This is a genomic window from Pseudoxanthomonas sp. LARHCG66 (assembly GCF_052871755.1).
Window position 1 is genome coordinate 113,524 of record NZ_JBIXJW010000005.1, and the last position, 22,861, is coordinate 136,384.

The 22,861-nt window shown below is 67.0% G+C and carries 24 protein-coding genes and 2 tRNA genes; 5 read left to right on the top strand and 21 right to left on the bottom strand.

The window, feature by feature from the left end:
- Nucleotides 1-14 precede the first annotated feature (14 nt).
- The 18 genes from ACIPRS_RS15420 to ACIPRS_RS15505 are packed head-to-tail and all read right to left on the bottom strand — an operon-like array spanning nucleotide 15 to nucleotide 16,372.
- On the bottom strand, nucleotides 15-1,256 hold the full coding sequence (locus ACIPRS_RS15420; RefSeq protein WP_446539187.1) for a beta-ketoacyl-ACP synthase: 1,242 nt from the start codon (nucleotides 1,254-1,256) through the stop codon (nucleotides 15-17).
- Nucleotides 1,253-2,017: a 3-oxoacyl-ACP reductase FabG gene (gene fabG, locus ACIPRS_RS15425; RefSeq protein ID WP_446539188.1), complete on the bottom strand. Its 765-nt coding sequence runs from the start codon at nucleotides 2,015-2,017 to the stop codon at nucleotides 1,253-1,255. The genes ACIPRS_RS15420 and fabG overlap by 4 nt, the downstream gene beginning before the upstream one ends.
- Complete coding sequence (locus ACIPRS_RS15430; RefSeq protein WP_446539189.1) at nucleotides 2,014-2,469, bottom strand: ApeP family dehydratase; 456 nt, start codon at nucleotides 2,467-2,469, stop codon at nucleotides 2,014-2,016. The genes fabG and ACIPRS_RS15430 overlap by 4 nt, the downstream gene beginning before the upstream one ends.
- Entirely contained in the window at nucleotides 2,470-3,660 is a 1,191-nt protein-coding gene (locus ACIPRS_RS15435; RefSeq protein WP_446539190.1) for a beta-ketoacyl-ACP synthase, read from the bottom strand.
- A complete protein-coding gene (locus ACIPRS_RS15440; RefSeq protein WP_446539191.1) occupies nucleotides 3,657-4,184 on the bottom strand; it encodes a DUF3261 domain-containing protein in 528 nt (175 codons plus the stop codon). The genes ACIPRS_RS15435 and ACIPRS_RS15440 overlap by 4 nt, the downstream gene beginning before the upstream one ends.
- Nucleotides 4,185-4,192: 8 nt before the next feature.
- Entirely contained in the window at nucleotides 4,193-5,425 is a 1,233-nt protein-coding gene (locus tag ACIPRS_RS15445) for an NAD(P)/FAD-dependent oxidoreductase (protein WP_446539192.1), read from the bottom strand.
- Nucleotides 5,422-7,782, bottom strand: coding sequence for an MMPL family transporter (locus ACIPRS_RS15450; RefSeq protein ID WP_446539193.1), 2,361 nt, complete (start codon nucleotides 7,780-7,782; stop codon nucleotides 5,422-5,424). Before ACIPRS_RS15450 ends, ACIPRS_RS15445 begins: the two co-directional genes overlap by 4 nt.
- Nucleotides 7,775-8,407 carry an outer membrane lipoprotein carrier protein LolA gene (locus ACIPRS_RS15455; RefSeq protein WP_446539194.1) on the bottom strand — a complete coding sequence of 211 codons (633 nt, stop codon included), beginning with the start codon at nucleotides 8,405-8,407 and terminating at the stop codon, nucleotides 7,775-7,777. Before ACIPRS_RS15455 ends, ACIPRS_RS15450 begins: the two co-directional genes overlap by 8 nt.
- A complete protein-coding gene (locus ACIPRS_RS15460; protein WP_142124719.1) occupies nucleotides 8,404-8,835 on the bottom strand; it encodes an acyl-CoA thioesterase in 432 nt (143 codons plus the stop codon). The genes ACIPRS_RS15455 and ACIPRS_RS15460 overlap by 4 nt, the downstream gene beginning before the upstream one ends.
- A complete protein-coding gene (locus ACIPRS_RS15465; RefSeq protein WP_446539195.1) occupies nucleotides 8,825-10,366 on the bottom strand; it encodes an HAL/PAL/TAL family ammonia-lyase in 1,542 nt (513 codons plus the stop codon). The genes ACIPRS_RS15460 and ACIPRS_RS15465 overlap by 11 nt, the downstream gene beginning before the upstream one ends.
- A complete protein-coding gene (locus ACIPRS_RS15470) occupies nucleotides 10,359-11,303 on the bottom strand; it encodes an acyltransferase (protein WP_446539196.1) in 945 nt (314 codons plus the stop codon). The genes ACIPRS_RS15465 and ACIPRS_RS15470 overlap by 8 nt, the downstream gene beginning before the upstream one ends.
- Nucleotides 11,300-12,079 (bottom strand): glycosyltransferase family 2 protein, encoded by a 780-nt coding sequence (locus ACIPRS_RS15475; protein WP_446539197.1) that lies wholly within the window; start codon nucleotides 12,077-12,079, stop codon nucleotides 11,300-11,302. The genes ACIPRS_RS15470 and ACIPRS_RS15475 overlap by 4 nt, the downstream gene beginning before the upstream one ends.
- Nucleotides 12,069-13,751 carry an AMP-binding protein gene (locus ACIPRS_RS15480; protein ID WP_446539198.1) on the bottom strand — a complete coding sequence of 561 codons (1,683 nt, stop codon included), beginning with the start codon at nucleotides 13,749-13,751 and terminating at the stop codon, nucleotides 12,069-12,071. The genes ACIPRS_RS15475 and ACIPRS_RS15480 overlap by 11 nt, the downstream gene beginning before the upstream one ends.
- Nucleotides 13,744-14,295: a hypothetical protein gene (locus tag ACIPRS_RS15485; protein WP_446539199.1), complete on the bottom strand. Its 552-nt coding sequence runs from the start codon at nucleotides 14,293-14,295 to the stop codon at nucleotides 13,744-13,746. Before ACIPRS_RS15485 ends, ACIPRS_RS15480 begins: the two co-directional genes overlap by 8 nt.
- A gap of 17 nt (nucleotides 14,296-14,312) precedes the next feature.
- Complete coding sequence (locus tag ACIPRS_RS15490) at nucleotides 14,313-14,567, bottom strand: acyl carrier protein (protein ID WP_142124725.1); 255 nt, start codon at nucleotides 14,565-14,567, stop codon at nucleotides 14,313-14,315.
- Between the two features lie 24 nt (nucleotides 14,568-14,591).
- Entirely contained in the window at nucleotides 14,592-14,852 is a 261-nt protein-coding gene (locus ACIPRS_RS15495) for a phosphopantetheine-binding protein (protein WP_142124726.1), read from the bottom strand.
- On the bottom strand, nucleotides 14,839-15,636 hold the full coding sequence (locus ACIPRS_RS15500; protein WP_446539200.1) for a lysophospholipid acyltransferase family protein: 798 nt from the start codon (nucleotides 15,634-15,636) through the stop codon (nucleotides 14,839-14,841). Before ACIPRS_RS15500 ends, ACIPRS_RS15495 begins: the two co-directional genes overlap by 14 nt.
- On the bottom strand, nucleotides 15,629-16,372 hold the full coding sequence (locus tag ACIPRS_RS15505; RefSeq protein WP_446539201.1) for a beta-ketoacyl synthase chain length factor: 744 nt from the start codon (nucleotides 16,370-16,372) through the stop codon (nucleotides 15,629-15,631). Before ACIPRS_RS15505 ends, ACIPRS_RS15500 begins: the two co-directional genes overlap by 8 nt.
- A 140-nt stretch (nucleotides 16,373-16,512) precedes the next feature.
- Here ACIPRS_RS15505 and ACIPRS_RS15510 point away from each other — a divergent pair.
- The 3 genes from ACIPRS_RS15510 to ACIPRS_RS15520 all read left to right on the top strand — a co-directional run bounded on the left by ACIPRS_RS15510 (nucleotide 16,513) and on the right by ACIPRS_RS15520 (nucleotide 17,156).
- Nucleotides 16,513-16,588, top strand: a tRNA-Ala gene (locus ACIPRS_RS15510).
- Nucleotides 16,589-16,641: 53 nt separating this feature from the next.
- Nucleotides 16,642-16,717 (top strand) — tRNA-Glu (locus ACIPRS_RS15515).
- Nucleotides 16,718-16,928: 211 nt separating this feature from the next.
- The gene (locus tag ACIPRS_RS15520) at nucleotides 16,929-17,156 is read left to right on the top strand and encodes a hypothetical protein (protein ID WP_142124729.1); all 228 of its coding nucleotides are present in this window, start codon (nucleotides 16,929-16,931) and stop codon (nucleotides 17,154-17,156) included.
- Nucleotides 17,157-17,180: 24 nt separating this feature from the next.
- Here the strand turns inward: ACIPRS_RS15520 and ACIPRS_RS15525 are convergent, their stop codons facing one another.
- The gene (locus ACIPRS_RS15525; RefSeq protein ID WP_337732015.1) at nucleotides 17,181-17,663 is read right to left on the bottom strand and encodes a DUF1249 domain-containing protein; all 483 of its coding nucleotides are present in this window, start codon (nucleotides 17,661-17,663) and stop codon (nucleotides 17,181-17,183) included.
- A 115-nt stretch (nucleotides 17,664-17,778) separates the two neighbouring features.
- Nucleotides 17,779-18,600, bottom strand: coding sequence for a posphoenolpyruvate synthetase regulatory kinase/phosphorylase PpsR (gene ppsR, locus ACIPRS_RS15530; RefSeq protein WP_192202550.1), 822 nt, complete (start codon nucleotides 18,598-18,600; stop codon nucleotides 17,779-17,781).
- 154 nt (nucleotides 18,601-18,754) lie between these two features.
- Here ppsR and ppsA point away from each other — a divergent pair, with 154 nt between their 5' ends.
- The gene (ppsA, locus tag ACIPRS_RS15535; RefSeq protein ID WP_446539202.1) at nucleotides 18,755-21,145 is read left to right on the top strand and encodes a phosphoenolpyruvate synthase; all 2,391 of its coding nucleotides are present in this window, start codon (nucleotides 18,755-18,757) and stop codon (nucleotides 21,143-21,145) included.
- Between the two features lie 63 nt (nucleotides 21,146-21,208).
- Complete coding sequence (locus ACIPRS_RS15540; RefSeq protein ID WP_446539203.1) at nucleotides 21,209-22,189, top strand: mechanosensitive ion channel family protein; 981 nt, start codon at nucleotides 21,209-21,211, stop codon at nucleotides 22,187-22,189.
- A 57-nt stretch (nucleotides 22,190-22,246) separates the two neighbouring features.
- Here ACIPRS_RS15540 and orn read toward each other — a convergent pair whose 3' ends face one another.
- Entirely contained in the window at nucleotides 22,247-22,816 is a 570-nt protein-coding gene (gene orn / locus ACIPRS_RS15545; protein WP_446539204.1) for an oligoribonuclease, read from the bottom strand.
- Between the last annotated feature and the right edge of the window lie 45 nt (nucleotides 22,817-22,861).

A 22,861-nucleotide genomic window follows, 5' to 3' on the forward strand; every position in this document is an offset into this window, starting at 1 on the left:
GTGGATGTCTGACGTCAGTCTTTCCAACGCTTGAAGATCAGCGACGTGTTGATGCCGCCGAAAGCGAAGTTGTTGTTCATCACGTAGTCGGTCTGCAGTTCGCGGCCTTCGCCGATGATGTAGTCCAGATCCGCGCAGCGGGGATCGCGCTCCTCCAGGTTGAGCGTGGGGGCGAACCAGCCCTCGCGCATCATCTCCAGCGTGATCCAGGCCTCGTAGGCGCCGCATGCCCCGAGCGTGTGGCCGACGTAGCTCTTCAGCGAACTGATCGGCATGCGGCTGCCGAACACTGCCGCCGTGGCCGTGGTCTCGGCGATGTCGCCATGGTCGGTGGCCGTACCGTGCGCGTTGACGTAACCGATCGCGTCCGGCTCCAGCCCTGCATCTTCCAGCGCCAGGCACATGGCCTGCGCCATCGTGTCCGCGCTGGGCTGGGTGACATGCTGGCCGTCGCTGTTGGTGCCATAGCCGACGACTTCGGCCAGGATGGTCGCGCCGCGCGCCTGCGCGTGCTCCAGCTCCTCCAGCACCAGCGTGCAGGCGCCCTCGCCCAGCACCAGGCCATCGCGGTTGGCATCGAACGGACGTGGCGTCCGCTCGGGCTCATGGTTGCGCACGCTGGTGGCGAACAACGTATCGAACACCGCCGCCGCCGTGGCATCCAGTTGCTCCGCGCCACCGCCGATCATCGCGACCTGTTTGCCGCTGCGCACGGCTTCGTAGGCACAGCCCACGCCCTGGCTGCCGGACGTGCAGGCGCTGGACGTGGTGTAGACGCGGCCGGTCAATCCGAAGAACACCCCGATGTTCACCGGCGCGGTGTGGCTCATCATCTTCAGGTAGGTCGTCGCGTTGATGCCTTCGGTGGTGTACGCATTGAGCATGCGGCCGAAGTCGCCGATGGCTTCGTGGCTTCCCGCGGAGGAGCCGTACGAGACGCCCACCTTCCCGCTTTTCAGGACGGGGTGGCCGAGCAGACCCGCCTGCTCCAGCGCCATCTCGGTGGCGCGCACGGCCATCACGGCCACCCGGCCCATGCTGCGCGTGGTCTTTCGGTTGTAGTGCGCCGGCAACTCGAACGGTTCGGCGGGCGCGGCCAGTCGCGTGTTGAGGCCTTCGTACTTGTCCCAGTCCTGCATGTGGCGCACGGCGTTGCGGCATTCGCGCAGGCGCAGGTGCACGCTGGCCCAATCGTGGCCGAGCGGGCTGATCGTGCCCGCGCCGGTGACCACCACGCGTCGATCGCTGCGACTCATCCGACCAGCCCTCCATTGACCGAGATCACCTGCCGGGTGACGTACGACGCCTGTGGCGACATCAGGAACGCGACCACGGCGGCGACTTCCTCCGGCCGCCCGACGCGCTTCATGGGGATCATCTTCAACGCTTCATCCACCACCTCGCCACTCACCATCTCGGTGTCGATCAGGCCCGGCGCCACGCAGTTGACGGTGATCTCGCGGCTGGCCAGCTCCAGTGCCAACGCCTTGGTGGCGCCGATGATGCCGGCCTTGGCCGCGCTGTAGTTGACCTGGCCACGATTGCCGACCAGGCCGGACACCGACGACAGCGTCACGATGCGCCCCGGCTTGCGCCGGCGCACCATCGGCATGACCAGCGGGTTGAGCACGTTGTAGAAACCATCGAGGTTGGTGCGCAACACGGCATCCCAGTCGTCGCCACTCATCGCCGGGAACGCGGTGTCGCGTGCGATGCCGGCGTTGCAGACGACGCCATGGTAAGCGCCGTGCCCTCCGATGTCGGCCTCCAGTGCCTCCGCGGCGGCACTGCGGTCGGCCACGTCGAATGCCAGCACGCGGGCTCCGCGGCCCAGGTCGCGGATCTGGCCAGCGACAGCCTCGGCTTCTTCCATCCGGCTGCGGCAATGCACGACGATGTCGAAACCATCCTGCGCAAGACGCAGCGCGATGGCCCGGCCGATGCCCCGGCTCCCACCGGTGACCAGAACGGTGCGCTCCCCGGGCGTGCTGTCGCCGGTGGTGGTGTCTCCCCTCATTGCTGCGTCGTCTCCAGATAGGCCATCGCGTCCGGCGGTTCGAACACGGACACGTTGGCAGTTGCCAGTTCTTCGCCGTCCCCCAGGATGCGGCAGCTGAACATTCCAAGCCCATTGTCGCCCAGCAGCTCGCGCGTTGCCTCTACCCGAAGCAATGCGCCCGTGCGGAACCACGAAACCCGGCTTTCGTAGCGGCGCGTGCCCAGCAGGAAGCCGATCGACGGCTCGCGGCCGGAGGCGCGGGCGTGGCAGCCCGCCCACGCGGCGATGGCCTGCGCCATGTATTCGACCCCCACCCAGGCGGGGACGCCTTCCGCATGGCAGAACGGTCCTTCATCGGGCACGCGCACTTCCACTGCCACGCTGTCTTCGCCCCAGGCAACGAGGCGATCGACCAGCCGCATCGTTCCCCGGTGCGGCACCACACGTTCGATGTCGTACAACTCACCCATTCACTCAGCTCCGAATACCAGCACCGCATTGCTGCCACCGAATGCGAACGACTGGCTCAGCACATGGCGCAGCGGGCCGTCGGCAGTGCTTCCGGGCCGCGCGAAGGACAAGGGCGGCAAGGCCGGATCCGGCACGCCATCCCACCAGTGCGGTGGCAACCGGCGCTGCGGGTTGTCGACCATTGCCAGCCAGCACAGGCCGGCTTCGACGGCACCCGCGGCGCCGAGCGTGTGGCCCGTCAGTGGCTTGGTGGAGCTCACCGGCACCTCGGACCCCAGTGCAGACGCCACCGCGCGGCTTTCCATCGCATCGTTCTGCGGCGTGGCCGTGCCGTGCAGGTTCACGTAGTCGATCTGCCCCGGCGACAGTTTGGCCCGCGCGAGCGCCTGGCCAATGGCGTCGATGGCGCCGATGCCCTGCGGCTCGGGCGCGGAGATGTGGTGGGCGTCTGAGGTTTCACCCCACCCCGCCAGCCGCACCGGCCCGGGCGAGCGTGTCATCAGGAAAAGGGCGGCACCCTCGCCGATGTTGATGCCGCGGCGGTGCGCCGAGAACGGATTGCATCGCTCGGCCGACACCGATTCCAGCGCCATGAAGCCGCGCACCGTGAACTGGCACAGTGAATCCGCGCCACCCGTGATGACGGCGTCCACCAGCCCGGCACGCAGCAGCCGTGCCGCGGATGCCATTGCCTTGGCGCTGGACGAACACGCGGTGGAGATCGTCCAGGCCGGTCCGCGCGCACCCGATTCGGCTGCGAGAAAACGCGAAGGCGCACCGATCTCCTGTTGCACGTAGTGGAACCCCTCGGGCCACTGTCGATGACGATGCCAATGCACCATCGCCTGCTCCGCCTCGCCTATGCCCGAGGTGCTGGTGCCGACCACGATGGCCACGCGTGCAGGCCCATGGCGTTCGATCGCCTGCTGCACCTGGTCGTGGATCTGCAGGTAGGCGGCGCGCAGCAGTGCGTTGTTCCGCCCGCGGAGCTGCACCGGATGGTGGTCGAGCGCGGGCAGCGCGGTGGTCACCGTACCCATCGCGAGGCGATGGCCAGGCACCAGGGTGTCGTTCTGTCTCACGCCCGAGGGAGCATCGTCGCGAAACAAGGCATCGCGCACCGACGCCTTGTCTGCGCCGAGTGCGCATACCAGCCCGAGATCGTTCAGGAAGAGCGCGTCGCCGCTCACGGGATCGGGGCTCCGCCGGCCGTCGATTCAATCGTCAGATGATAGCCGTCCGCCTTGTTGTGAACCCGCAACGTGGTCGCATCCACGCGCTCCCGCACCAGCCATGCGTGGCCATCCTTGCGCAGTTCGCGCTTGTCGCCGGACTCGACCAGTTCCCAGCCCACGGGCAAGGCGGCGCGCACGGCGTCCGCGGGCCACAGGCTGAACTGCACGTCGTCGAGCACGCGTTCACCCCGCACCGCCGCAGGCAGCCACGCCGCACGTTCTTCGGACAAGGTCGTGCCGTCCCATTGCAGGCGGACGCCGGTACGGCCCATGGCCTGCACGGCCAAACGCACGGCGTCGGCGTCGACTTCCAGCAATGCGTCGAGCTCCCGCACGTGTTCGCCGAAACGGAACACGAGGCGTTGCTGCAACGCGACCTTCTGGCCCAGCGCTGCCGGTGCCAGGCGCAGCGAAGGCAGCACGACCGCAGGCGATGCCGGACGCGTGGCGCACGCGGCCAGCAACAGTCCCGTCAGCAAGCAGGCGATCAGCCGGTGCACAGCTGCTCCAGGACGTGCAGGCGACGCTGCGTGTCGGCCACATAGGGGTTCTTCCTGTCCCACGCGTAGCCCGCCAGGATCGAACAGATCATCCGGCGGATGTCAGGCTGTGCATCGGGGTGGAAGATGATGCGCTGGAAACCACCGGCGTACCAGGACTCCACGAAACGCCGGAAGGTCTGCACGCCGCCCCGCAGCGGCACGGAAAAATCCGCTTCCCAGTCCACGGTTTCGCCCGCGTAATGGCGGGCCAGGCACTCGCTGGCCAGCTGCGCCGACTTGAACGCGATGGTGACGCCCGACGAGAACACCGGATCGAGGAACTCGCCCGCATTGCCCAACAACGCATAGCCCGGGCCCCACAGCGACGATACGTTCGCCGAGTAACCGGTGATCTGGCGCACCGGCAGCACCGCCCACTCGGCATTCTTCAGCAGGCGGGTCAGGTTCGGATCCTCGCCGACGATGGCCTGCAGGCGTTCGAGCCCGGTGCCCTGGTAGCGGTTGAGGAAGTCCATCTCCGCCACCACGCCCAGCGAGCAGCAACCATTGGAGAACGGGATCGTCCAGTACCAGACGTCCACGTGTTCGGGATGCGTGGTGATCAGGATCTTGTTGCGGTCGAACCCGGCGTCATGCGCGATGTGGTCGCGCACATGGGTGAAGATCGCCCCGCGCACCGGAAAGTTGGAAGGCGACTCCAGCTTCAGCAGACGCGGCAGCAGGCGCCCGAAGCCACTGGCATCCAGCATGAAATCCGCTTCGATGACGTATTCCTCGCCTTCCGGCGAACGCACGGTCACGCGCGGCGTCTCGCCCGGCTCGGCGGAAAGCACTTCATGGCGGTAACGCACTTCCGCCCCCATGCGCTCGGCGCCCTTGGCCAGCACGTGGTCGAACTCGGCGCGTTGCACCTGGTAGGTGGTGCCCCATCCCGGCGAGAACTTGTCGCGGAAATCGAACTCCGTGGTGCGCTCGCCACGCACGAACGCCGCACCATTCTTGTACTGGAAGCCGGCTTCCACCACGTCCTGCAGCAGACCGGCCGCCTCGATGTACTCCATGCTCTGCGGCAGCAGGCTTTCGCCGATCGAGAAGCGCGGGAACTGCTCGCGCTCGACGATCAGGACCTTGCGCCCCTGCTGGCGCAGCATCGCCGCGGCGACGGAGCCCGCGGGGCCCGCGCCGATGATGAGGATTTCCGTGCGTTCCGTCTTCATGCAGAGGTGTTTCCGTTCGAGGGGAGAGATTCCGGCGGAGGCCGGAACAGGGGGGAAAGCAGCCATACCAGGCCAATGCCGAACAACAGCGTGAGACCGAACGCGCGCAGCGCCGGGGTTGCCGACAGGCCCAGCAGGCCGAACGAGAGCCACGTACTGGCCGCGCCCACGCAGACCGCGAGCCATGCACTCGCGTCGCCGCGGTGCTCGACCAGGAAGATGCCGTAGTCGATCCCCATGCCCAGCAGCAACATCAGCGCCAGCACGTTGAACAACTGCAGCGGCTGGCCCAGCCAGCCCAGCAGCGCGACCGTCAGCAGGCCGGCCAGCAAGGTCGGCGTGATCACGCGCCACGCCTGCCCGCGGTAGCGGATCGCCAGCACGGCGAACACCACGCCCACGCCCGCCAGCAGCAGGCCGGTCATCATCCGCCGGTAGTGCGCGAGCAGGCGCGAGATGTCGGCGGTGCGATTGACCCAACGCACGCCGTCCAGCCCCGCCGCCTGTGCGGCGAAGGTGTCCAGCGCATCCTGGCGGGACAGGTCGTTCACCATCACCACCGACGCCACGCCCTGCCCCACCTGCCCGAGCCACAGATGCCGCACCGGCAGGGAAGCGGGCGACGCGAGGAAAGCGTCCATGTCGATGGAGGCGGCAGCGAACTCCCCACGCGGCACGGTCTCGCCGGTTACGTCCGACAGCCGCGCCAGCACGTCGCGCTCCACGCGTGCCGTCAACGCGGCATCCTCGTCCTGCCGACGCTGCGACGGCAGCCAATCGCTCAATGCACGGTGGCCACCGACCAGGCCTTGCTGCTCCACCTGGCGCAGCCGGGCGGTGAGGTGTTCTTCGCGCTGCAGCACCTGCTCGGCATCGCGCCCCTGGACCAGGAAGAACTGCGCCGGGCTGGGCATTCCCAGCAATCGCCCCACTTCGCGCTGCTGCGCGATCAGTGCCGGCGGCGATGATTGCAGGCCGCGCAGGTCATCGTTGGCTCGCAGCTTGATCAGGCCGGGTACCGCGACCAGCAGCACTGCGGCCGCCAGCACGCCAAAGGCACGACGGCTGGCCAATCTCGGCCATCGCGCGAGCGTGCCGCCCAGCCAGCGCGAGAATGCGGTGGTGCCCATGCGCCCCCCATCCAGCCAGGGAAACGCGAGGATCACCGTCAGGAATGCGGCCGTCAGCCCGACCACCGAGAACAGCGCCATCTGCCGCAGCCCGGGGAACGGCGCGAGCCCCAGTGCCAGGTAGGCCATGGCACTGGTCAGCAAGGCCAGCCACAAGCCCGGCAGCAGGTGCCGCAGCAATGACCAGCGACGCTCGGCGGCCACGCCCTGGCGCGAGGCGAACCAGTGGATGCCATAGTCCTCCGCGACGCCCACCAGACTGGCGCCGAAGATCAACGTCAGCAGATGGATCTTCCCGAACACCAGTACGGTGACGGTCAACGCCACCGCGCAACCGACCAGCAACGACAGCGCCACCAGCAGCAGCGGACGCAGCGAACGGAATGCCAGCCAGACCAGCAGCAATACCGCCGCCAGTGACCCCCAGCCGATGGTGTTGACCTCGCGGCTGGCCTGCACGGCCGCGGATTCCGCGTGCAGCGGCACGCCCGCCTTCAGCACCTGTATCCCGGGCGCGGCGGTGATCGCTGCGGACGCCGCGCCATCCAGCAGATCCTGCAACCGGCGTTCCCCGTCGAGCTTGAACGCGGATTCGCGCAGGGTGAACTGCAGCACGGCCCAGTGACGTCCTTCCGCCTGCAGCAGGCCATCGCCATCCAGCGCCAGGCCCGTGGAAGCGGCCTGCGCCTGCCACCACTGCGGCCACAAGCCCAGTGGATCACTGCGCCACTCGGTCAGGCGGGGCGCCCCCATCGGCCCATACAGGGCGGCGAGCGCGGATTCGGCCAGGGCATCGGCGGGTGTCTGCGCGAGCGCCTGCCGTTGCGCCAGTGTCAGCAGGCGGTCGCGATGCGGCGCGAAGAAAGTCCGCGCCTGCGCGAACCAGTCCTCCGGCGAGGCGTCCTTGACCAGCAACCCAGATGCCGTTGTGCCGGGAGACGACTGCACGAATGCATGGAAAGCTGCGCGCGCCTTCAGCGCCGCTTCCGGCGTATCCGCCCCCAGCATCACCACTACGTCGCGCGAACTGTTCCCGGCGATGCGCCGCGTGGCATCGGCGATCGCCGGGTCTCCGGTGTCCTGGGGCAACAACGCCAGCACGTCGCTGTCGATCCGCGGTGCCTGCCAGAACCGCCACTGGTGCCAGGCCACGGCCGCCAGCACCAGCAACCATGCAAGCGCCAGCCAACGCCAGCCCCGCAGCGGATGAAGGGACGGCTCACTCAAACCGGGCCGCCTCGTCGCGCGACAGGGTCGCCGGTGTTTCGCTCATCGCGCTGAAGCGCAGGTGGGTGACGTCGCCATTGGCTTCACGCAATTCGACCTCGCGCACGTAACGGTCGCCGGACAGGCGCACGGACGTGAACGCCTGCGCCAGCTGCCGTGAACGCGGCGCCAGCGTCATCCGCCACCCCTTGCCGGCTGCAGGCTCGGCTTTCACGTCGAAGGTCGACGTCAATGCCTTCATGTCGCCACTCATCAGCGCGAACATCATCGCATTGACGCTGCGAAGTCCCGGCTGCTGGCGTGCGTCCACTTCCACCCGCCGGCCGCCGTCGCGCTGCCGGCTGAGGATGCGGTCCTGCGTGATCACGATTTCGGAGGGAAACGGCGCGACCGTGGTCCAGACCACGCCCTTGCCACGTGCAAGCAGGAAACGACCGCTGGAACGCAACGGATTCCTGAAGCCAGCGACCTGCTTCTCCTGCGCGAACTCGCCGCGCAGCAGCGGCACCTGCGCGACCTGCCCTTGCACCTGCGCCAGCGGATCGGCTGCTGTCGCCGGCAGGATGCTTCCACCCGCCGCGACGGCCAGCAGGAACGCGGACAGGAATCCGCGGATCGTCTTCATGGCGCCTCCACTCCCAACCGCTGCCACAGGACAGGCGGGCACAGATACAGCATCTCGCCTGAAGCCGCGTCGACCGCGACCTGGATGGTGTGCGCGCGCGTCATCACCTCGCCGCTGGCGGCATCACGGATCTCGTAGTCCAGCTTCAACCGGTTCTCCCACTCGCTGATGCGCGCGGCCACCACCAGCGGCTGCGCGTACCGCAGTGGCCGGATGTACTTCACGCGCGTGTCGACGATGGGCCAGAGATAGCCCGACACCTGCATCTGCGGGTAGTCGTAGTCCAGGCGCTGCAGCAACGCGCACCGGGCGATCTCCAGATACTTGAAGTAGTGCCCGTGCCAGACCACCTGCATGGCATCGCAGTCATGGAAGGCCGGGCTCAGCGCGACTTCGATGGCCAGATGATCGCGCTGCTCAACCGGCATAGACGTTCCACCGCTCTTCGCGGATGTCGGCCAGCAACTGGCGAAGCTCGCCATCCAGTGCGCGGTCCTCTTCCACCAGCGGAATGCGCGCGCGCAGGTCCGCGTACATCGCGGCAGGACCATCGCGCAGCGTCGACTGCAGGCCCACGCGTTCGCGCAGTTCGAGGGCCTGGCGTGCCGACACCAGCATCCCCGCCATCACCTGCTCGGTCAGCTCGATCACGCGCAGGCAGTCCCGCGCGGCGATCGTGCCCATGCTGACCTTGTCCTGGTTGTGGCATTCGGTCGAGCGCGAGAAGACCGAGGCCGGCATGGTCAGCTTCAGCGCTTCGGCCGTCCACGCCGAAACGCTGATCTGCAACGCCTTCAGGCCATGATTGATGGCGGCGCGCGGCCCCGTCGCACCGGACAGGTTGGCGGGCAACCCATGGTTGTAGCGGGCGTCGACGATCAGGGCCAGTTGGCGATCCAGCAGGTCGGCCACGTTGGCCACGGTGTTCTTCAACGAATCCATCGCGAAGGCGATGTGGCCGCCGTAGAAGTGGCCGCCGTGCAGGATCTGCTCGCGGTCCGGGTCGATCAGCGGATTGTCGTTCGCACTGTTGAGTTCGGTCTCGATCAGCTGGCGGAAGAACGGGAGCGCGTCCTCCAGCACGCCGATCACGTGCGGCGCGCAGCGCAGCGAATACCGGTCCTGCAGCCGTTGTTCGTTGCGCGGAGGACGGTCGCTGTGCAGGTCCTCGCGCAGGCGCTGGGCCACCCGCGACTGGCCCGGGTGCGGCTTGGCGGCGAACAGCACCGCATCGAAATGGTGCGCGTTGCCGTTGCTTGCCAGCACGTTGAACGCAGTCAGCCGGGTGGCAAGCCGCGACAGGTACTCGGCGCGATGGAACGCGAGACATGCCAGCGCCGTCATCACCGCGGTGCCGTTCATGATCGCCAGGCCCTCCTTCGGGCGCAGCGTGAGCGGCTTGAGACCGATCTCGGCCAGCACCTCGGCGGCCGGTCTGCGACGGCCGGCATGCATCACCTCGCGCTCGCCGCAAAGCACCGCCGCCACGTACGACAGGGGCGTCAGGTCTCCACTCGCGCCCACCGATCCTTCCGCGGGAATCAGCGGCAGTACGTCGTGGCGCAACAACGCTTCCAGACCTTGCAGCAACGGCAGGCTGACACCGGACATCCCGCGCACCAGCGATGCCAGACGCGCCGCGAGCACTGCGCGCGTTTCGGTTTCATCGAGGAAACGGCCGAGACCGCACCCGTGGTAGGTGTACAGATGGTGCGGCAGTTCCGCGACCAGCGCCGGCGGAATGTTCACCGTGCAGGAATCGCCATACCCGGTGGTGACGCCATAGATGACGCCGTCCTCGTCCAGCAGCCGATCCAGGAAATCCGCGCCGCGCGTGATCCGCGCGCGGAATTCCGCGTCGTCCGACAGCACGGCCGGTACCTGCCGCCGTGCGAGCGCCACGACATCCTCGATGCGAAGAGGGGCATCACCGAAGACCGGGGACACGGATTCATTCATTGCGGGCGTCATGCGTTACCTGATCCCAGAAGGGGTAGAAGTTGAACCAGTCATAGGGAGAAAGGCGGACCTGCCGTTCCATCCACGCCGCGAACTGCGCAGCGTAGCCGGCCAGGGCGGCATCGCGCGAGCCACGTGGCAGTTCGATGCGTTCAGCAAAGGCTTCCAGACGCACGCGGTAGCCATCGCCATCATGCGTGCAGGCCATCGTGAACACGGGACACTTCAGCGCAGCGCCCAGCACGTAGGCCCCGATGGGAAACGGTGCTGCATGCCCGAGGAACGATGCCGTCACGCTGCGGCCGCCGCGCAGCGGCACCCGGTCGCCCGCGATGGCAACGAACTCGCCGCGCGCCACGCGCTCGGCCAGCTTCACCGCATCGGCAGGTCCCAGGTCGGTGACCTGCAGCAGTTCGACCCGACTGCCGGCATCCAGGCGACGGATCAGCCGGTTGAAGCGCTCGGCATGCGCGGTGTGCACCAGCGCGGTCAGGCGGAACCCGGGCACCTGGTCGGCCATGATCTGGCACAGCTCCAGGCAGCCCAGGTGCGCGGTGACGATCAAGCCGCCCTCGCCCGCCTTCACGCGGGCCAGCACATCCTTCCGCTCCATCCGCACCCGTTCCACCGGGTAGCGCTGGCCCAGCGCCAGGATCTTGTCGAGCAGGGTTTCGGCGAACATCGCGAAGTGATGCAGGCTCTGCCACATACCCGGCCGCCGTGGCGGCATGGCCTGGTACGCATGCGCCCGCTGCAGGTATTGCAGCGACGCGCGGCGCGCCGTGCCGTTGGCGAGCCAGTGGGTGAACACCACCGGATACACGCAGAGACGGAACGGCCAGCGCCCCAGCCAGCGATGTACCGCACACAGCAGCAGGATGCCGCGCACGGACGTGGATTCGCCGATCTCGGCCCAGTGCTGACCGCGCTCGCTCATGCGGCCCTGTCCACGGCGCGGCGCGCCAGAAGGCGCGGCAGGCGGCGCACCATGCCGAAGAACAGCCGGGCATGCATGCGGCTGATGCGCACGTTGTCGCGCCACACATCGAAATGGGACACGCCATCGAGCGGATAGGTCACCCGGGTGGGCAGGTTGCGCACCCCGACGCTCCGCCAGAACAACCGGACCAGCACTTCCACATCGAAGTCCATGCGACGCCCGATGGTTTCCTCATCGATCAACTGCAGCACCGGCGGCAGCGGATATACGCGGAACCCGCACATCGAGTCGCGGATGGCAAAGGACAGCGTGTTTATCCAGACCCATACGTGGGTGAGATAACGGCCATACAGCCGCCCCTTGGGGACGCTGTCGTCGTACAGCGGCACGCCACAGACCACATCGTCTGGATGCGCCCGCGCCATTGTCAGGAAGGCGGGGATATCGGCGGGATCGTGCTGGCCGTCCGCGTCGATCTGCAGGACATGGGTGTGGGCATGGGCGCCGGCCCAACGGAAACCGGCCAATACCGCGCCGCCCTTGCCCTGGTTCTCGGACAACCGCAGCAGGCGCACGCGCGGCCCATGCAATGCCGACAGGCGATCCAGTTCGGCTGCGCAGGCAGCGCTGGAGCCGTCATCCACCAGCAGGCAGGGCACATCCGACGCCAGCACACCCTCCACCATCGTCGCGATGGCGTGCTCGTGATCGAACACCGGGATCACCACCAGGGGACGGAAGGTGGACGACATGGGCGCGGGATCACTCGACATCGGCGAACACTACGCGACCACTCGCATGCGGCCCGTGCACGGAGGTGTAGCGGAACACCAGCGTGACGCGCTCCGGGTGCCATTCGAGATCAAGCCGGACCACATCCCCCGGCCGGGCGACACGCTGGAATTTCAGCGCCTCCATGCGCAGGAAATGTCGTGGCACTGCGAACACCTCGCGCGCCAGCTGCACCGCCCAGTCCAGCTGTGCGACGCCCGGCAGGATGGCGGCCTGCGGGAAATGTCCGTCGAACACAGCAAGCGAGGCATCGAGCGGCAACTCGACCTTCGCATGCGTGGCGTCCCGCAGGATCCAGCGCGCTGCCGGCCGTTCGGGACGGAACAGTGCCGTCAATCCTGCTTCGGTCACCTTGCCTTGTGCATTCACTGGCAGCGCCGCAACGAAGCGCCAGCGGCGCGGGCGCGTCACGGCATCCTGATGGCCGGCAAGGTGGCGCGACAGGGTCTGCGAAAGCGCGCGCCGCATCGATGCATCGTCCGGCACCTGCGCGTCGTCGTTCATCACCACGACCGCCGCCAGCGTGCTGCGTGCGCCTCCCAGCAACAGCACGCGAGCCTCCTTCACCGCAGGATGCGACAGGATCTGCCGCTCCAGCGCGTCCAGCGACACCCGCCGCTCCTCCACCTTGACGATGCGGTCAGCGCGACCCAGCAAGCGGAAGCCGCCGGCGCCATCCGGCTCTGCGCGATCCTGGCTGTGCCACCAGGCGTCTTCATTCAAGTGGGGCGAACGCACCTCCAGCGCGCCGTCCCGTATCCGCCAATCGACTCCCGGGAGCGGCCGCCACGCCGGCTGTTCTTCCCGCCACTGGCGCCATGCGATGCCACCGGTCTCGCTGCTGCCGAGAATTTCCGTGGGAGGCACGCCCAGCAGTTGAGCGGCGGCATGCGCGGCTTCGGCGGGCAGCGCGCCGCCCGAGGAGAACACCGCACGCAGCCGTCCATGCAGCGACGACCACGACAGCTGGGCCGGCAGGCGCTTCAGGTGGGCCGGACTGGCGACCAGCACGGCGTCGTGGTCTTCCATCGCCGCCAGCAGGTCCTCCGGGAAAAACGCGCGCGGCACGATGGCGCGACCGGCGGCCAGCGGCCACAGCACGCGGAACAGCAACCCGTAGATGTGCTGGTGAGACACGGTGCCATGCACCGCCACACCCTCCAGACCCGCGCCCAGCGCGGTTTCCAGCGCCTCGACTTCCGCACAGAACTGGGCAAGGCACTTCTCGATCGCAACGGGTTCGCCGGTGCTCCCCGAGGTGTATACGGTCAGGCGCGTGGTCCTGGCGTCCAGGGGAGAAAGCAGGGTCTCGCCCTCGTCATCATCGGCGCATGCCAGGGATGCATCCGGCCAGTCGCCTGCGAACCCGTCCACGCGGCTCCGCAATCGTGCCTGCGTGCCGGCCAGGGCATCGCCCGGCAGCACGACCGTCTTGCCGGCGTGCCATGCACCGTACAAGGCGACGGCGAAGCGTGCGGCATCGTCGAAATGAAGCGCCCAGGTCGTGCCGGCCCGGGCCTGGAAGCTCGCATGCCAGCGCAGCACGTCGCGATGGAAATGTACGTGATCACGGGCCTCCCGGCCCGCCACCATGAAGGCACGGGCAGGCACCGGCTGCACGGCGACGTCCGTCAGGCTGCGCCACTCAGCCATGCCGATGGCTCGCCTTCACGCGCTGGCGCACCAGCCACTCGCCGCCGAACAACAGCCCGATCAGACCGTAGGCGATAAGTCCGTTGTACAGCGCCCATGCGCGGTCGGACATCCACAACGCGGTGACCAGCGCCGCCGTGCCGTTGAACACGAAGAAGCCGCACCATATCTGCGTCACCCGGCGCGTGTACGCCACCCCTGCAGGCGGCAGGTCGGGCTCCGTCAGCCGGGCGATGCGCTCCACCGCCGATGGCGGGAATACGAGGCTGGCACCGAACACGAGCAGCATCACTGCATTGATCAGCGCCGGATAGAGTTTCAACGGCAGCGCCTGGTTGAAGACCGTGGCCAGCCCCGCGAGGACCGCGGCCCCCGCCGCGGCGGCCAGCCACACTGCCTGACGGGTGGCGGCGGCGCGAAGCAAGGCCAGCACCAGCAGCAGGACGGCCAGCCATCGTGGCTCGAAGCGGCCCATGGCCCAGTACACCACCAGCGGGTACGCCACGGACAACGCCACGAAGATGATCGCGCCGATGCGGGACACGCGGAGGCGGCCTGCGCTCAGGCGGCTTGGTCGCGGATCAGGCCGTACAGCACGTCCACGATGTCCTGCACCGTGCGCACCGACTTGAAGGCATCCGGCTGCAGGCTGCGCCCCAGCAGTGGCTTGAGCTGCACGATCAGGTCCACCGCATCGATGCTGTCGATGTCGAGATCGTCGTAGAGACGGGCCTCGGGCGTGATGCGCGCGGGCTCGATCTCGAAGCTGTCATGCAGGATCGTGACGATCCGGTCGAAAAGTTCGTTCTTGGTCATGTTGCCAGTCCTACCCGTCCCTGCTCAGGCCTTGCCTTGCGAGGCGACGAAATCGGCCAATGCGCGCACGCTGGCGAAATGCCGACGGGTTTCCTGCGAGTCGGCCGAGAGCGCCACGCCATACCGCTTCTGCAGCGCCAGGCCCAGTTCGAGCGCGTCGATCGAATCCAGGCCAAGGCCTTCCACGAACAGCGGCGCGCTGGTGTCGATGTCGTCCGGGGAGATGTCCTCCAGCGACAACGAAGAAATGATCAATTCCTTGATCTCGTGCTCAAGTGCCTGCACGCGATGGATCTCCCGCAAAGTAGATGGCCAGATATTCCGTGAGTCGCCGGGCTGCCAGCGCCTCTCCCCCCGCCGATGGGTCCGCCCCCTCCGTTCCATTCAGGAACGGGGCGATCGGCAGGTCTTCCTGAACATCGATCACCATATGGAACCGCACCGGCGGCACACGATACCACTTATCCCCTTTCCCCAGCGTCGGTGGCAAGCACGTGATCCGTACCGGCGTGATGTCCAGTCTGCCGCGCACCGCGATGTTGGCGGCGCCGCGTTGCAGCTTCAACGGCTGCCCCGGCGTGGTCCGCGTTCCCTCGGGGAAAATGACCAGCGCGCCGCCCGCCCGCACTGCGGCGATGCAGTCCTCGACCAATCCCGCACCATCGTCGTTGGATACGTAACCTGCGGCCCGTACCGGCCCGCGCATGAACGGGTTGCGCGCGACCGCGGACTTCACCACGCAGTCGGCGTTCGGCAATAGCGACACCAGCAGGACCACGTCGATCAAAGAGGGATGATTGGCCAGCACCAGCAGACTGTCGCGCGCCAGGCGCTCGCGCCCACGGATCTCGTAGGTCATCACGCCCAACCGCCGCATCAGTTCGACATGCGCGGCAAAGCTGCGCTGGACGAGGCGGCGGGACCAGCGGCGGCGGCGCTCCGGGTCGCGCACCAGCCACAGGAGGGGCGGCAGGACGCAGGCGCCCAGCAACAGTCCGCCGGCTCCAAACGCCAGGAAGCTCAGCCCGGTCCCGACGACACGCCACGCATGATCCAGCCGGTCACGCATCTCGCCGCCACTGCCACGCCATCCCGTCGCTGATCCAGCGCAGGGAAAGGTCGCCGGACAGCAGGAAACGCAAGACATCCAGGCCATGCGGCAAGTGGCTGGCTTCTGCATCCGTCTCGCCGGCAACGCCTTCGCTTCCCCACCCGAGTCGCAACGTGGGCGCAGCGCCATCGGCAAGCGCCAGTCGCCAGCACCAGGCAAAGCCGGCATCCGGTTCATCCGGGAACCCCGCATAGATCGCCGGCAACGGAGCGTCGTAGACGACCAGCATCACTTCCGGCGCGCCGTCTGCGAGCAACGCGGCGGCCTCCACGCACGCGGTTTCGACGGTCGCCATGCCGCCCGCCAGCGCAATGTAATTGCCGCGCTCGCGCCGGAGGATGGAATACAGGGCGGCGATCGCGTTGTGGACCGACAGGCCGAACGTCGTCGGCGATGGCGGCTGCTCAGCCGCGAGTGCTTCGAGCAGTTCCATCGAGCGCGCCACGTCGCCATGCCGGGATGCGAACACCATCGGCACGCCATGTTCTTCCGCGCGCTGGCACCAGCATGCCGTCTGGATCGCCATCCGGCCGAGTCGCTCGATGCGACGGCGCTGCATGGCCGGAACCTCCGTGAGCGCGGGCGTGTCGTCCCCCATCGGCAGCCAGGGCGCCCTGGCCCACGCGCGCCATGCGTCGTGGTCCACCAGTCCCGGTGCCCATGCGCTCCATTCCTTCACTGAGAAACCGATCATCCGCCGCGCAAAGCCCCGCCGATTCCGAATCGCCCTATTTCACCCGCATGCCCGGAGATTCGCCAGTTGTGAATTTTTTCGTAAGGGATGCTTGCGCATCGCAAAGAGGCTGGCTATCATTTCGCTCCTGCCAGCACGTTGGGGCCATAGCTCAGCTGGGAGAGCGCCTGCATGGCATGCAGGAGGTCGGCGGTTCGATCCCGCCTGGCTCCACCAACATCCGGACAATAGGCCGTCCGGAATGAAAAACCTGGCAACATTTTACGTGTGTCCCCATCGTCTAGAGGCCTAGGACATTACCCTTTCACGGTAGCGACCGGGGTTCGAATCCCCGTGGGGACGCCAACTATCTTGCAGGCCCGGGAAACCGGGCCTCTTTTTTTTGCGTTTCTCCCGGTCGAAGGATCGTAACGCGTCTTTCGCAGGCATTTACAAGAAACTCACCGCAAACGGCGTAGAAGCGACTCCACGCTGCCCTCCCTCGCAATGGATCGGCAGGCGCGTGTACCCAGTAGGTGCAGTCGAAGCTGGTGCCCCTTTGCCGGAGCCTGCCGTCATGACACACGATTCCCTTGCCGACGAACTGGTCGCCCAGCTCCCGATCAACCGCGATACGCGGTGGACCGCGGGTTCGCTGGGCCTGGATGAAGCCGCCTTCGACGCCGTCGCCCAGCGCCTGCTCGAACTCGAAACGCTGGGCGCCGTCGACGTGATGAACCTGTCGCGTGACGCGAACAACGGACTGCGCCGCCTCAATGCCATCCGCTTCATGCGGGTGGCCTGACGCTGCTGCGGTCGGGGTTGCGCGTCAGGCGACGTCGCGCGTGATGGTGGCCGGGCGCAGGGTCGCCACGCCGTGGCCCTGTTCCGCCAGGTATTCAAGCCATTTGCCCAGGAACGTATTCATGCGCATCCGATGGCTGATCACCTCCGCCGGCGGGGGGTACAGGCCGATGACATCCTGCCAGCGCCTGCCGACATAACAGTGCGTGGCCTCCGCTTGATGCGCGTCCCGGTACAGGCGCACGAAGGCGGAAGGATCGGGTTCGCCCGTGAGCGGATCGCAGAGGTCATAGGTCAGTCGCAGTTCCACCGTGTAGCGGTGCGTCTCGATGACCTCCAGGCGCACGTCCAGCCCGTCACCGATGCTGGACAGGTACGTTCCCGGCTGCAGGTGCTCCGGCGCGAACAGCCGCGTGAGCCGCGCATGGTTCTCCGCGTAGAGCGCCATCAGCCAGCCGAAGCGGCTGAGCCGGGGGATGCGTGCGGTGCGTGCGAGGGCCTGGGACATGGGTCGATCCTACACGCCGAACCGCACGCGCGGCAGCATTGACGACCCGTGGCGTGCGGCCTAAGTTAAGGGTTCCCCGGCGTTGCTTTCCGGGCCCACGCAAGCGCCCTCCCCCTCAGTACATGTCGCGCTGCAGGCCCAGCGTGGACAGGACCTTGCTCGAGATCTCCTCGATCGACTTGTTGGTCGTGCTCAGCGTGGGCAGGCGCTCGACCTGGAACATCGCCTCGGCGGCGGCCACTTCGCGCTTGCAGGTTTCCATCTTCGCGTAGCCCGAATTCGGCCGGCGTTCCTGGCGGATCTGGTGCAGGCGGTCGGGGTCGATGGTCAGCGCGAACAGTTTCCGGCGATAGGGTCGCAGGCGCGCAGGCAGGCGATCGGTTTCAAGGTCGCCATCGGTCAGCGGGTAGTTGGCCGCGCGGATGCCGTAATGCAGCGCCAGGTACACGCAGGTCGGCGTCTTGCCGGCGCGCGATACCGCCACCAGGATCACGTCGGCCTCGTCGTAGTTCACCGCCATGCCATCGTCATGGGTCAGCGCGAAGTTCATGGCGTTGATGCGGCGGTGGTAGGTCTCGAAGTCCACCAGGCCGTGCGCCTGACCCACCCGTGATTGGCGTTGCTGGCCGAGCTCGCGCTCCAGCGGCTCGATGAAGGGGGCGAACACGTCCAGCATCAGCGCCCCGCTCTCCGCGATGCATGCACTCAGCGCCGGATCCACGCAGGAGTTGATGACGATGGGACGGCTGCCCAGCTTTTCGCCCGTGCGCCGGATGCGGTCGGCGGCATCCCGCGCTTTCTCTTCGTCATCGACGAAGGACAGGCGATCCGTCTGGAAGCGCATGCCCGCAAATTGCGTCAGCAGGCTGTGGCCGATGGTCTCGGCGGTGATACCGGTGCCATCCGAGACGTAGAACACCGCACGCAGCTCAGACATGGCCACCCGTTCCCTGCTTCACCATGGAAATCCCCTTCAGATCAAGCTTGTCTGCAATTGGTATGCACTGCATCATATCGCTTCTTTCCCCATGGACACGGCACCCCACGCCGATGGTCATCGGCATGGCGCGGCCTGCTTCGGAGCATTGCGCTTGAACGAGAACATCCTGTGGTTGCACGAGCTGCGCCTGGCCGACCTGGCCCGCGTGGGTGGCAAGAATTCGTCCCTGGGCGAAATGATCGGCCACCTGGCCAACCTGGGCGTGTCGGTCCCGGGCGGCTATGCGACCACGGCCGAGGCCTTCAAGGCCTTCATCGCCCACAACGATCTGTCCAAGCGCATCTTCGACAAGCTGGCCACGCTGGATGTCGAGGACGTGGCGGCGCTGACGGCCGCCGGCAAGGAGATCCGCGGCTGGGTGATCGACGCGCCGCTGCAGCCTGACCTGGATGCGGACATCCGCACCGCCTACGCCACGCTGTGTGCCGGGAACGGCGGCGGCGAGGTGGCGGTGGCCGTGCGCTCGTCGGCCACGGCCGAAGATCTGCCCGATGCCAGTTTTGCCGGCCAGCAGGAGACTTTCCTCAACGTCACCGGCGCCGACGATGTCGTGCACAAGGTGAAGGAAGTCTTCGCCAGCCTCTACAACGACCGTGCGATCGCCTACCGTGTGCACCACGGGTTCAAGCACGAAGACGTGTTCCTGTCCGCCGGCGTGCAGCTGATGGTGCGCTCGGGCGTGGGTGCCTCCGGCGTACTGTTCACGCTGGACACCGAATCCGGTTTCCGCGACGTCGTCTTCGTCACCTCCAGCTTCGGCCTGGGCGAGATGGTCGTGCAGGGCGCGGTGAATCCGGACGAGTTCTACGTCTACAAGCCCACGCTCAGGCAGGGCAAGCCGGCCATCCTGCGTCGCTCGCTGGGCGGCAAGGCGCTGCGCATGGTGTATTCGGACGTGCGGGGCGAGCGCGTCAGGACCGAAGACACGCCGGTGGCGCTCCGCAACACCTTCTCCATCAGTGACGCGGACGTGCAGGAGCTGTCGAAGCAGGCGCTGGTGATCGAAGAGCACTACGGCCGCCCGATGGACATCGAATGGGCGAAGGACGGCGTGACCGGCAAGCTGTTCATCGTGCAGGCACGTCCTGAAACGGTGAAGTCGCGTGCCAAGGCCACGCAGATCGAGCGCTACGCGCTGCAGCAACGCGGTGACGTGATCGCGGAAGGTCGCGCCATCGGCCAGAAGATCGGCAGCGGCGTGGCCCGCGTGGTCCGTTCGCTGGACGACATGGCCCGCGTGCAGCCCGGCGATGTGCTGGTGGCCGACATGACCGATCCCGACTGGGAACCGGTGATGAAGCGCGCCAGCGCCATCGTTACCAATCGCGGCGGCCGTACCTGCCATGCCGCGATCATCGCGCGCGAGCTCGGCGTGCCGGCCGTCGTCGGCACCGGCAACGCGCTGGACCGGATCGAGGACGGCGTCGAGGTCACCGTCAGCTGCGCCGAGGGCGATACCGGTTTCATCTATGCCGGCAGCCTGCCGTTCGAACGCACGACGACCGACCTCGCGGCGATGCCCGAAGCACCGCTCAAGATCATGATGAACGTCGCCAACCCGGAACGCGCGTTCGATTTCGGCCAGCTGCCCAACGCCGGCATCGGCCTGGCGCGCCTGGAGATGATCATCGCCAGCCACATCGGCGTGCACCCGCTGGCACTGCTGGAATACGACCGCCAGGACCTGGATGTCCGCAGGAAGATCGATGCCAAGACTGCGGGCTATGCCGACCCGGTCAGCTTCTATGTCGACCGCTTGGCCGAGGGCATCGCCACCATCACCGCCTCGGTCGCGCCGCACCCGGTGATCGTGCGCCTGTCCGACTTCAAGTCGAACGAGTACGCCAACCTGATCGGCGGCACCCGCTACGAACCGCATGAAGAGAACCCGATGATCGGCTTCCGCGGCGCCAGCCGCTATGTCGATCCGTCGTTCGAACCGGCGTTCGCGCTCGAATGCCAGGCCGTGCGCCGCGTGCGCGACGAGATGGGCCTGGACAACCTGTGGGTGATGATCCCGTTCGTGCGCACGCTGGAGGAAGGTCGCAAGGTCATCGAGGTACTCGCCAAGCACGGCCTGCGCCAGGGCGATGGCGCTGCCGATGGAAAGCCGGGCTTGAAGATCATCATGATGTGCGAAGTGCCGTCGAATGCCCTGCTGGCCGACGAGTTCCTGGATATCTTCGACGGCTTCTCGATCGGCTCCAACGACCTCACTCAGCTGACGCTGGGCCTGGACCGCGATTCCAGCATCGTCGCCAACCTGTTCGACGAACGGAATCCCGCCGTCAAGAAGCTCCTTTCGATGGCGATCAAGGCAGCGCGTGCCAAAGGCAAGTATGTCGGCATCTGTGGCCAGGGCCCCAGCGATCACCCCGACCTGGCCGAATGGCTGATGGCCGAAGGCATCGAATCGGTGTCGCTGAATCCGGATACCGTGGTCGATACCTGGTTGCGGCTGGCGAAGACGAAGGCGGGTTGATCCGCTGCGATCATCTTCACGCAAACGCGGTTACCATCCTCCTGTAAACCCGGCACGCCCCTGATGGGGCGTGCTGCATTTCAGGAGTCCTGCATGTCCGCGTCCCCCACCACGCCCCCTGCCCTCCCCGACATCCCCACCGAACCGACGGTACTGCTCAACGAGCTGCGCGGTATCGACTGGCTTCAACTGCTGGAAACCTGGGGCCTCAAGCTGCTCGCTGCGGCCGTCATCTTCCTGGTGGGGATGTGGCTGGCCAAGCGGCTGAGCGCGGGGTTGGAACGCGTCCTCGGCCGCACGCACGCGGACGCCACGCTGGGCGGCTTCCTGCGCCGCGCGAGCTACGCCGCCATGATGGTGCTGGTCATCATCACCGCGCTCACCTCGCTGGGGGTGAATCCCACGTCCATGCTCGCCGTACTGGGTGCCGCCGGTCTCGCCGTCGGCCTGGCGCTGAAGGATTCGCTGTCCAACATCGCGTCCGGCGTCATGCTGATCGTGCTGCGTCCGTTCCGCGACGGCGACTTCGTGCAGGCCGGCGGGCTGGAAGGCATCGTCGAAGAAGTCCGCATCTTCCAGACCCGGATGCGTACGCTCGACAATCGCCTGATCGTGCTTCCGAACAGCCTGATCACCACGGCGCCGATCATCAATTTCACCGCCAAGCCGCACCGGCGCATCGACATCCCGGTCGGCGTCGGCTACGACGACGACCTCAAGCAGGCGAAGCAGATCCTGCTGAAGATCGCGCAGGATCATCCTCTCGTGCTGCAGGACCCGGCACCGAGCGTCATCGTGTCCAAACTGAGCGAAAGCAGCGTCGATCTGATCCTGCTGGCGTGGGCGAAGACCAAGGATTTCGGCGAGACGAAGAGCGACCTGACCGAAGCCGTGCGTACCGAGATCATCGGCAACGGGCTCAATATCCCGTACCCGCAGCGCGACCTGCATGTGTATCACCACAACAGCGACGGCACGCCCCTGACCGACATCATCACCAAGGGTGTTGCCGACGATGGCGACGTGGCCAAGCCTGCCGTGTAGGAGCGGCTTCAGCCCCGACCACGGCCCGAGGGAGAAGCATCGGGGCTGAAGCCACTCCTACAGGGCCTCGCCGGCGAGCGCCGCCATGTGCCTGCGGTAGTGGCGCAACTCCTCGATGGAGTCGCGCACGTCACTCAGTGCGGTGTGGCTGGATTGCTTGCGCACCCCTTCCAGCACCTGCGGCGCCCAGCGGCGCGCCAGTTCCTTGAGCGTACTGACATCCAGGTTGCGATAGTGGAAGTACTTCTCCAGCCGCGGCATCAGGCGATGCAGGAAGCGACGGTCCTGGCAGATCGAGTTGCCGCACATCGGGGAGGCGCCAGCGGGCACCCACTCGTTGAGGAACGCAACAGTCTGCGCTTCGGCCTGGCCCAGGGTCACCTGGCTCTCCACCACCCGCTTCCACAAGCCCGATTTGCCATGCTGGTTGCGGTTCCAGTCGTCCATCGCCTCCAGCATCGCGACCGGGTGCGCGATCGCGAACTCCGGACCTTCGGCAAGCACATTGAGGCGGGAATCGGTGACTACCGTGGCGATCTCCAGGATCGAATCGCGGTCGGTGTCCAGGCCGGTCATCTCCAGGTCGATCCAGATCAGGCGGTCGTTGTGCGTGTTTTGCGATGCCATGCAGCAGTCCGTGACGGAAAGAAGGCCCGGGTATCCACACCGGGG

Excerpts from the sequence above, each read along its gene's own strand:
- ACIPRS_RS15420 (WP_446539187.1), bottom strand. The coding sequence starts at position 1,256 with ATGAGTCGCAGCGATCGACGCGTGGTGGTCACCGGCGCGGGCACGATC.
- fabG (WP_446539188.1), bottom strand. The coding sequence starts at position 2,017 with ATGAGGGGAGACACCACCACCGGCGACAGCACGCCCGGGGAGCGCACC.
- ACIPRS_RS15430 (WP_446539189.1), bottom strand. The coding sequence starts at position 2,469 with ATGGGTGAGTTGTACGACATCGAACGTGTGGTGCCGCACCGGGGAACG.
- ACIPRS_RS15445 (WP_446539192.1), bottom strand. The coding sequence starts at position 5,425 with ATGAAGACGGAACGCACGGAAATCCTCATCATCGGCGCGGGCCCCGCG.
- ACIPRS_RS15455 (WP_446539194.1), bottom strand. The coding sequence starts at position 8,407 with ATGAAGACGATCCGCGGATTCCTGTCCGCGTTCCTGCTGGCCGTCGCG.
- ACIPRS_RS15460 (WP_142124719.1), bottom strand. The coding sequence starts at position 8,835 with ATGCCGGTTGAGCAGCGCGATCATCTGGCCATCGAAGTCGCGCTGAGC.
- ACIPRS_RS15465 (WP_446539195.1), bottom strand. The coding sequence starts at position 10,366 with ATGAATGAATCCGTGTCCCCGGTCTTCGGTGATGCCCCTCTTCGCATC.
- ACIPRS_RS15470 (WP_446539196.1), bottom strand. The coding sequence starts at position 11,303 with ATGAGCGAGCGCGGTCAGCACTGGGCCGAGATCGGCGAATCCACGTCC.
- ACIPRS_RS15475 (WP_446539197.1), bottom strand. The coding sequence starts at position 12,079 with ATGTCGAGTGATCCCGCGCCCATGTCGTCCACCTTCCGTCCCCTGGTG.
- ACIPRS_RS15480 (WP_446539198.1), bottom strand. The coding sequence starts at position 13,751 with ATGGCTGAGTGGCGCAGCCTGACGGACGTCGCCGTGCAGCCGGTGCCT.
- ACIPRS_RS15490 (WP_142124725.1), bottom strand. The coding sequence starts at position 14,567 with ATGACCAAGAACGAACTTTTCGACCGGATCGTCACGATCCTGCATGAC.
- ACIPRS_RS15500 (WP_446539200.1), bottom strand. The coding sequence starts at position 15,636 with ATGCGTGACCGGCTGGATCATGCGTGGCGTGTCGTCGGGACCGGGCTG.
- ACIPRS_RS15505 (WP_446539201.1), bottom strand. The coding sequence starts at position 16,372 with ATGATCGGTTTCTCAGTGAAGGAATGGAGCGCATGGGCACCGGGACTG.
- ACIPRS_RS15520 (WP_142124729.1), top strand. The coding sequence starts at position 16,929 with ATGACACACGATTCCCTTGCCGACGAACTGGTCGCCCAGCTCCCGATC.
- ACIPRS_RS15525 (WP_337732015.1), bottom strand. The coding sequence starts at position 17,663 with ATGTCCCAGGCCCTCGCACGCACCGCACGCATCCCCCGGCTCAGCCGC.
- ppsR (WP_192202550.1), bottom strand. The coding sequence starts at position 18,600 with ATGTCTGAGCTGCGTGCGGTGTTCTACGTCTCGGATGGCACCGGTATC.
- ACIPRS_RS15540 (WP_446539203.1), top strand. The coding sequence starts at position 21,209 with ATGGGGCGTGCTGCATTTCAGGAGTCCTGCATGTCCGCGTCCCCCACC.
- orn (WP_446539204.1), bottom strand. The coding sequence starts at position 22,816 with ATGGCATCGCAAAACACGCACAACGACCGCCTGATCTGGATCGACCTG.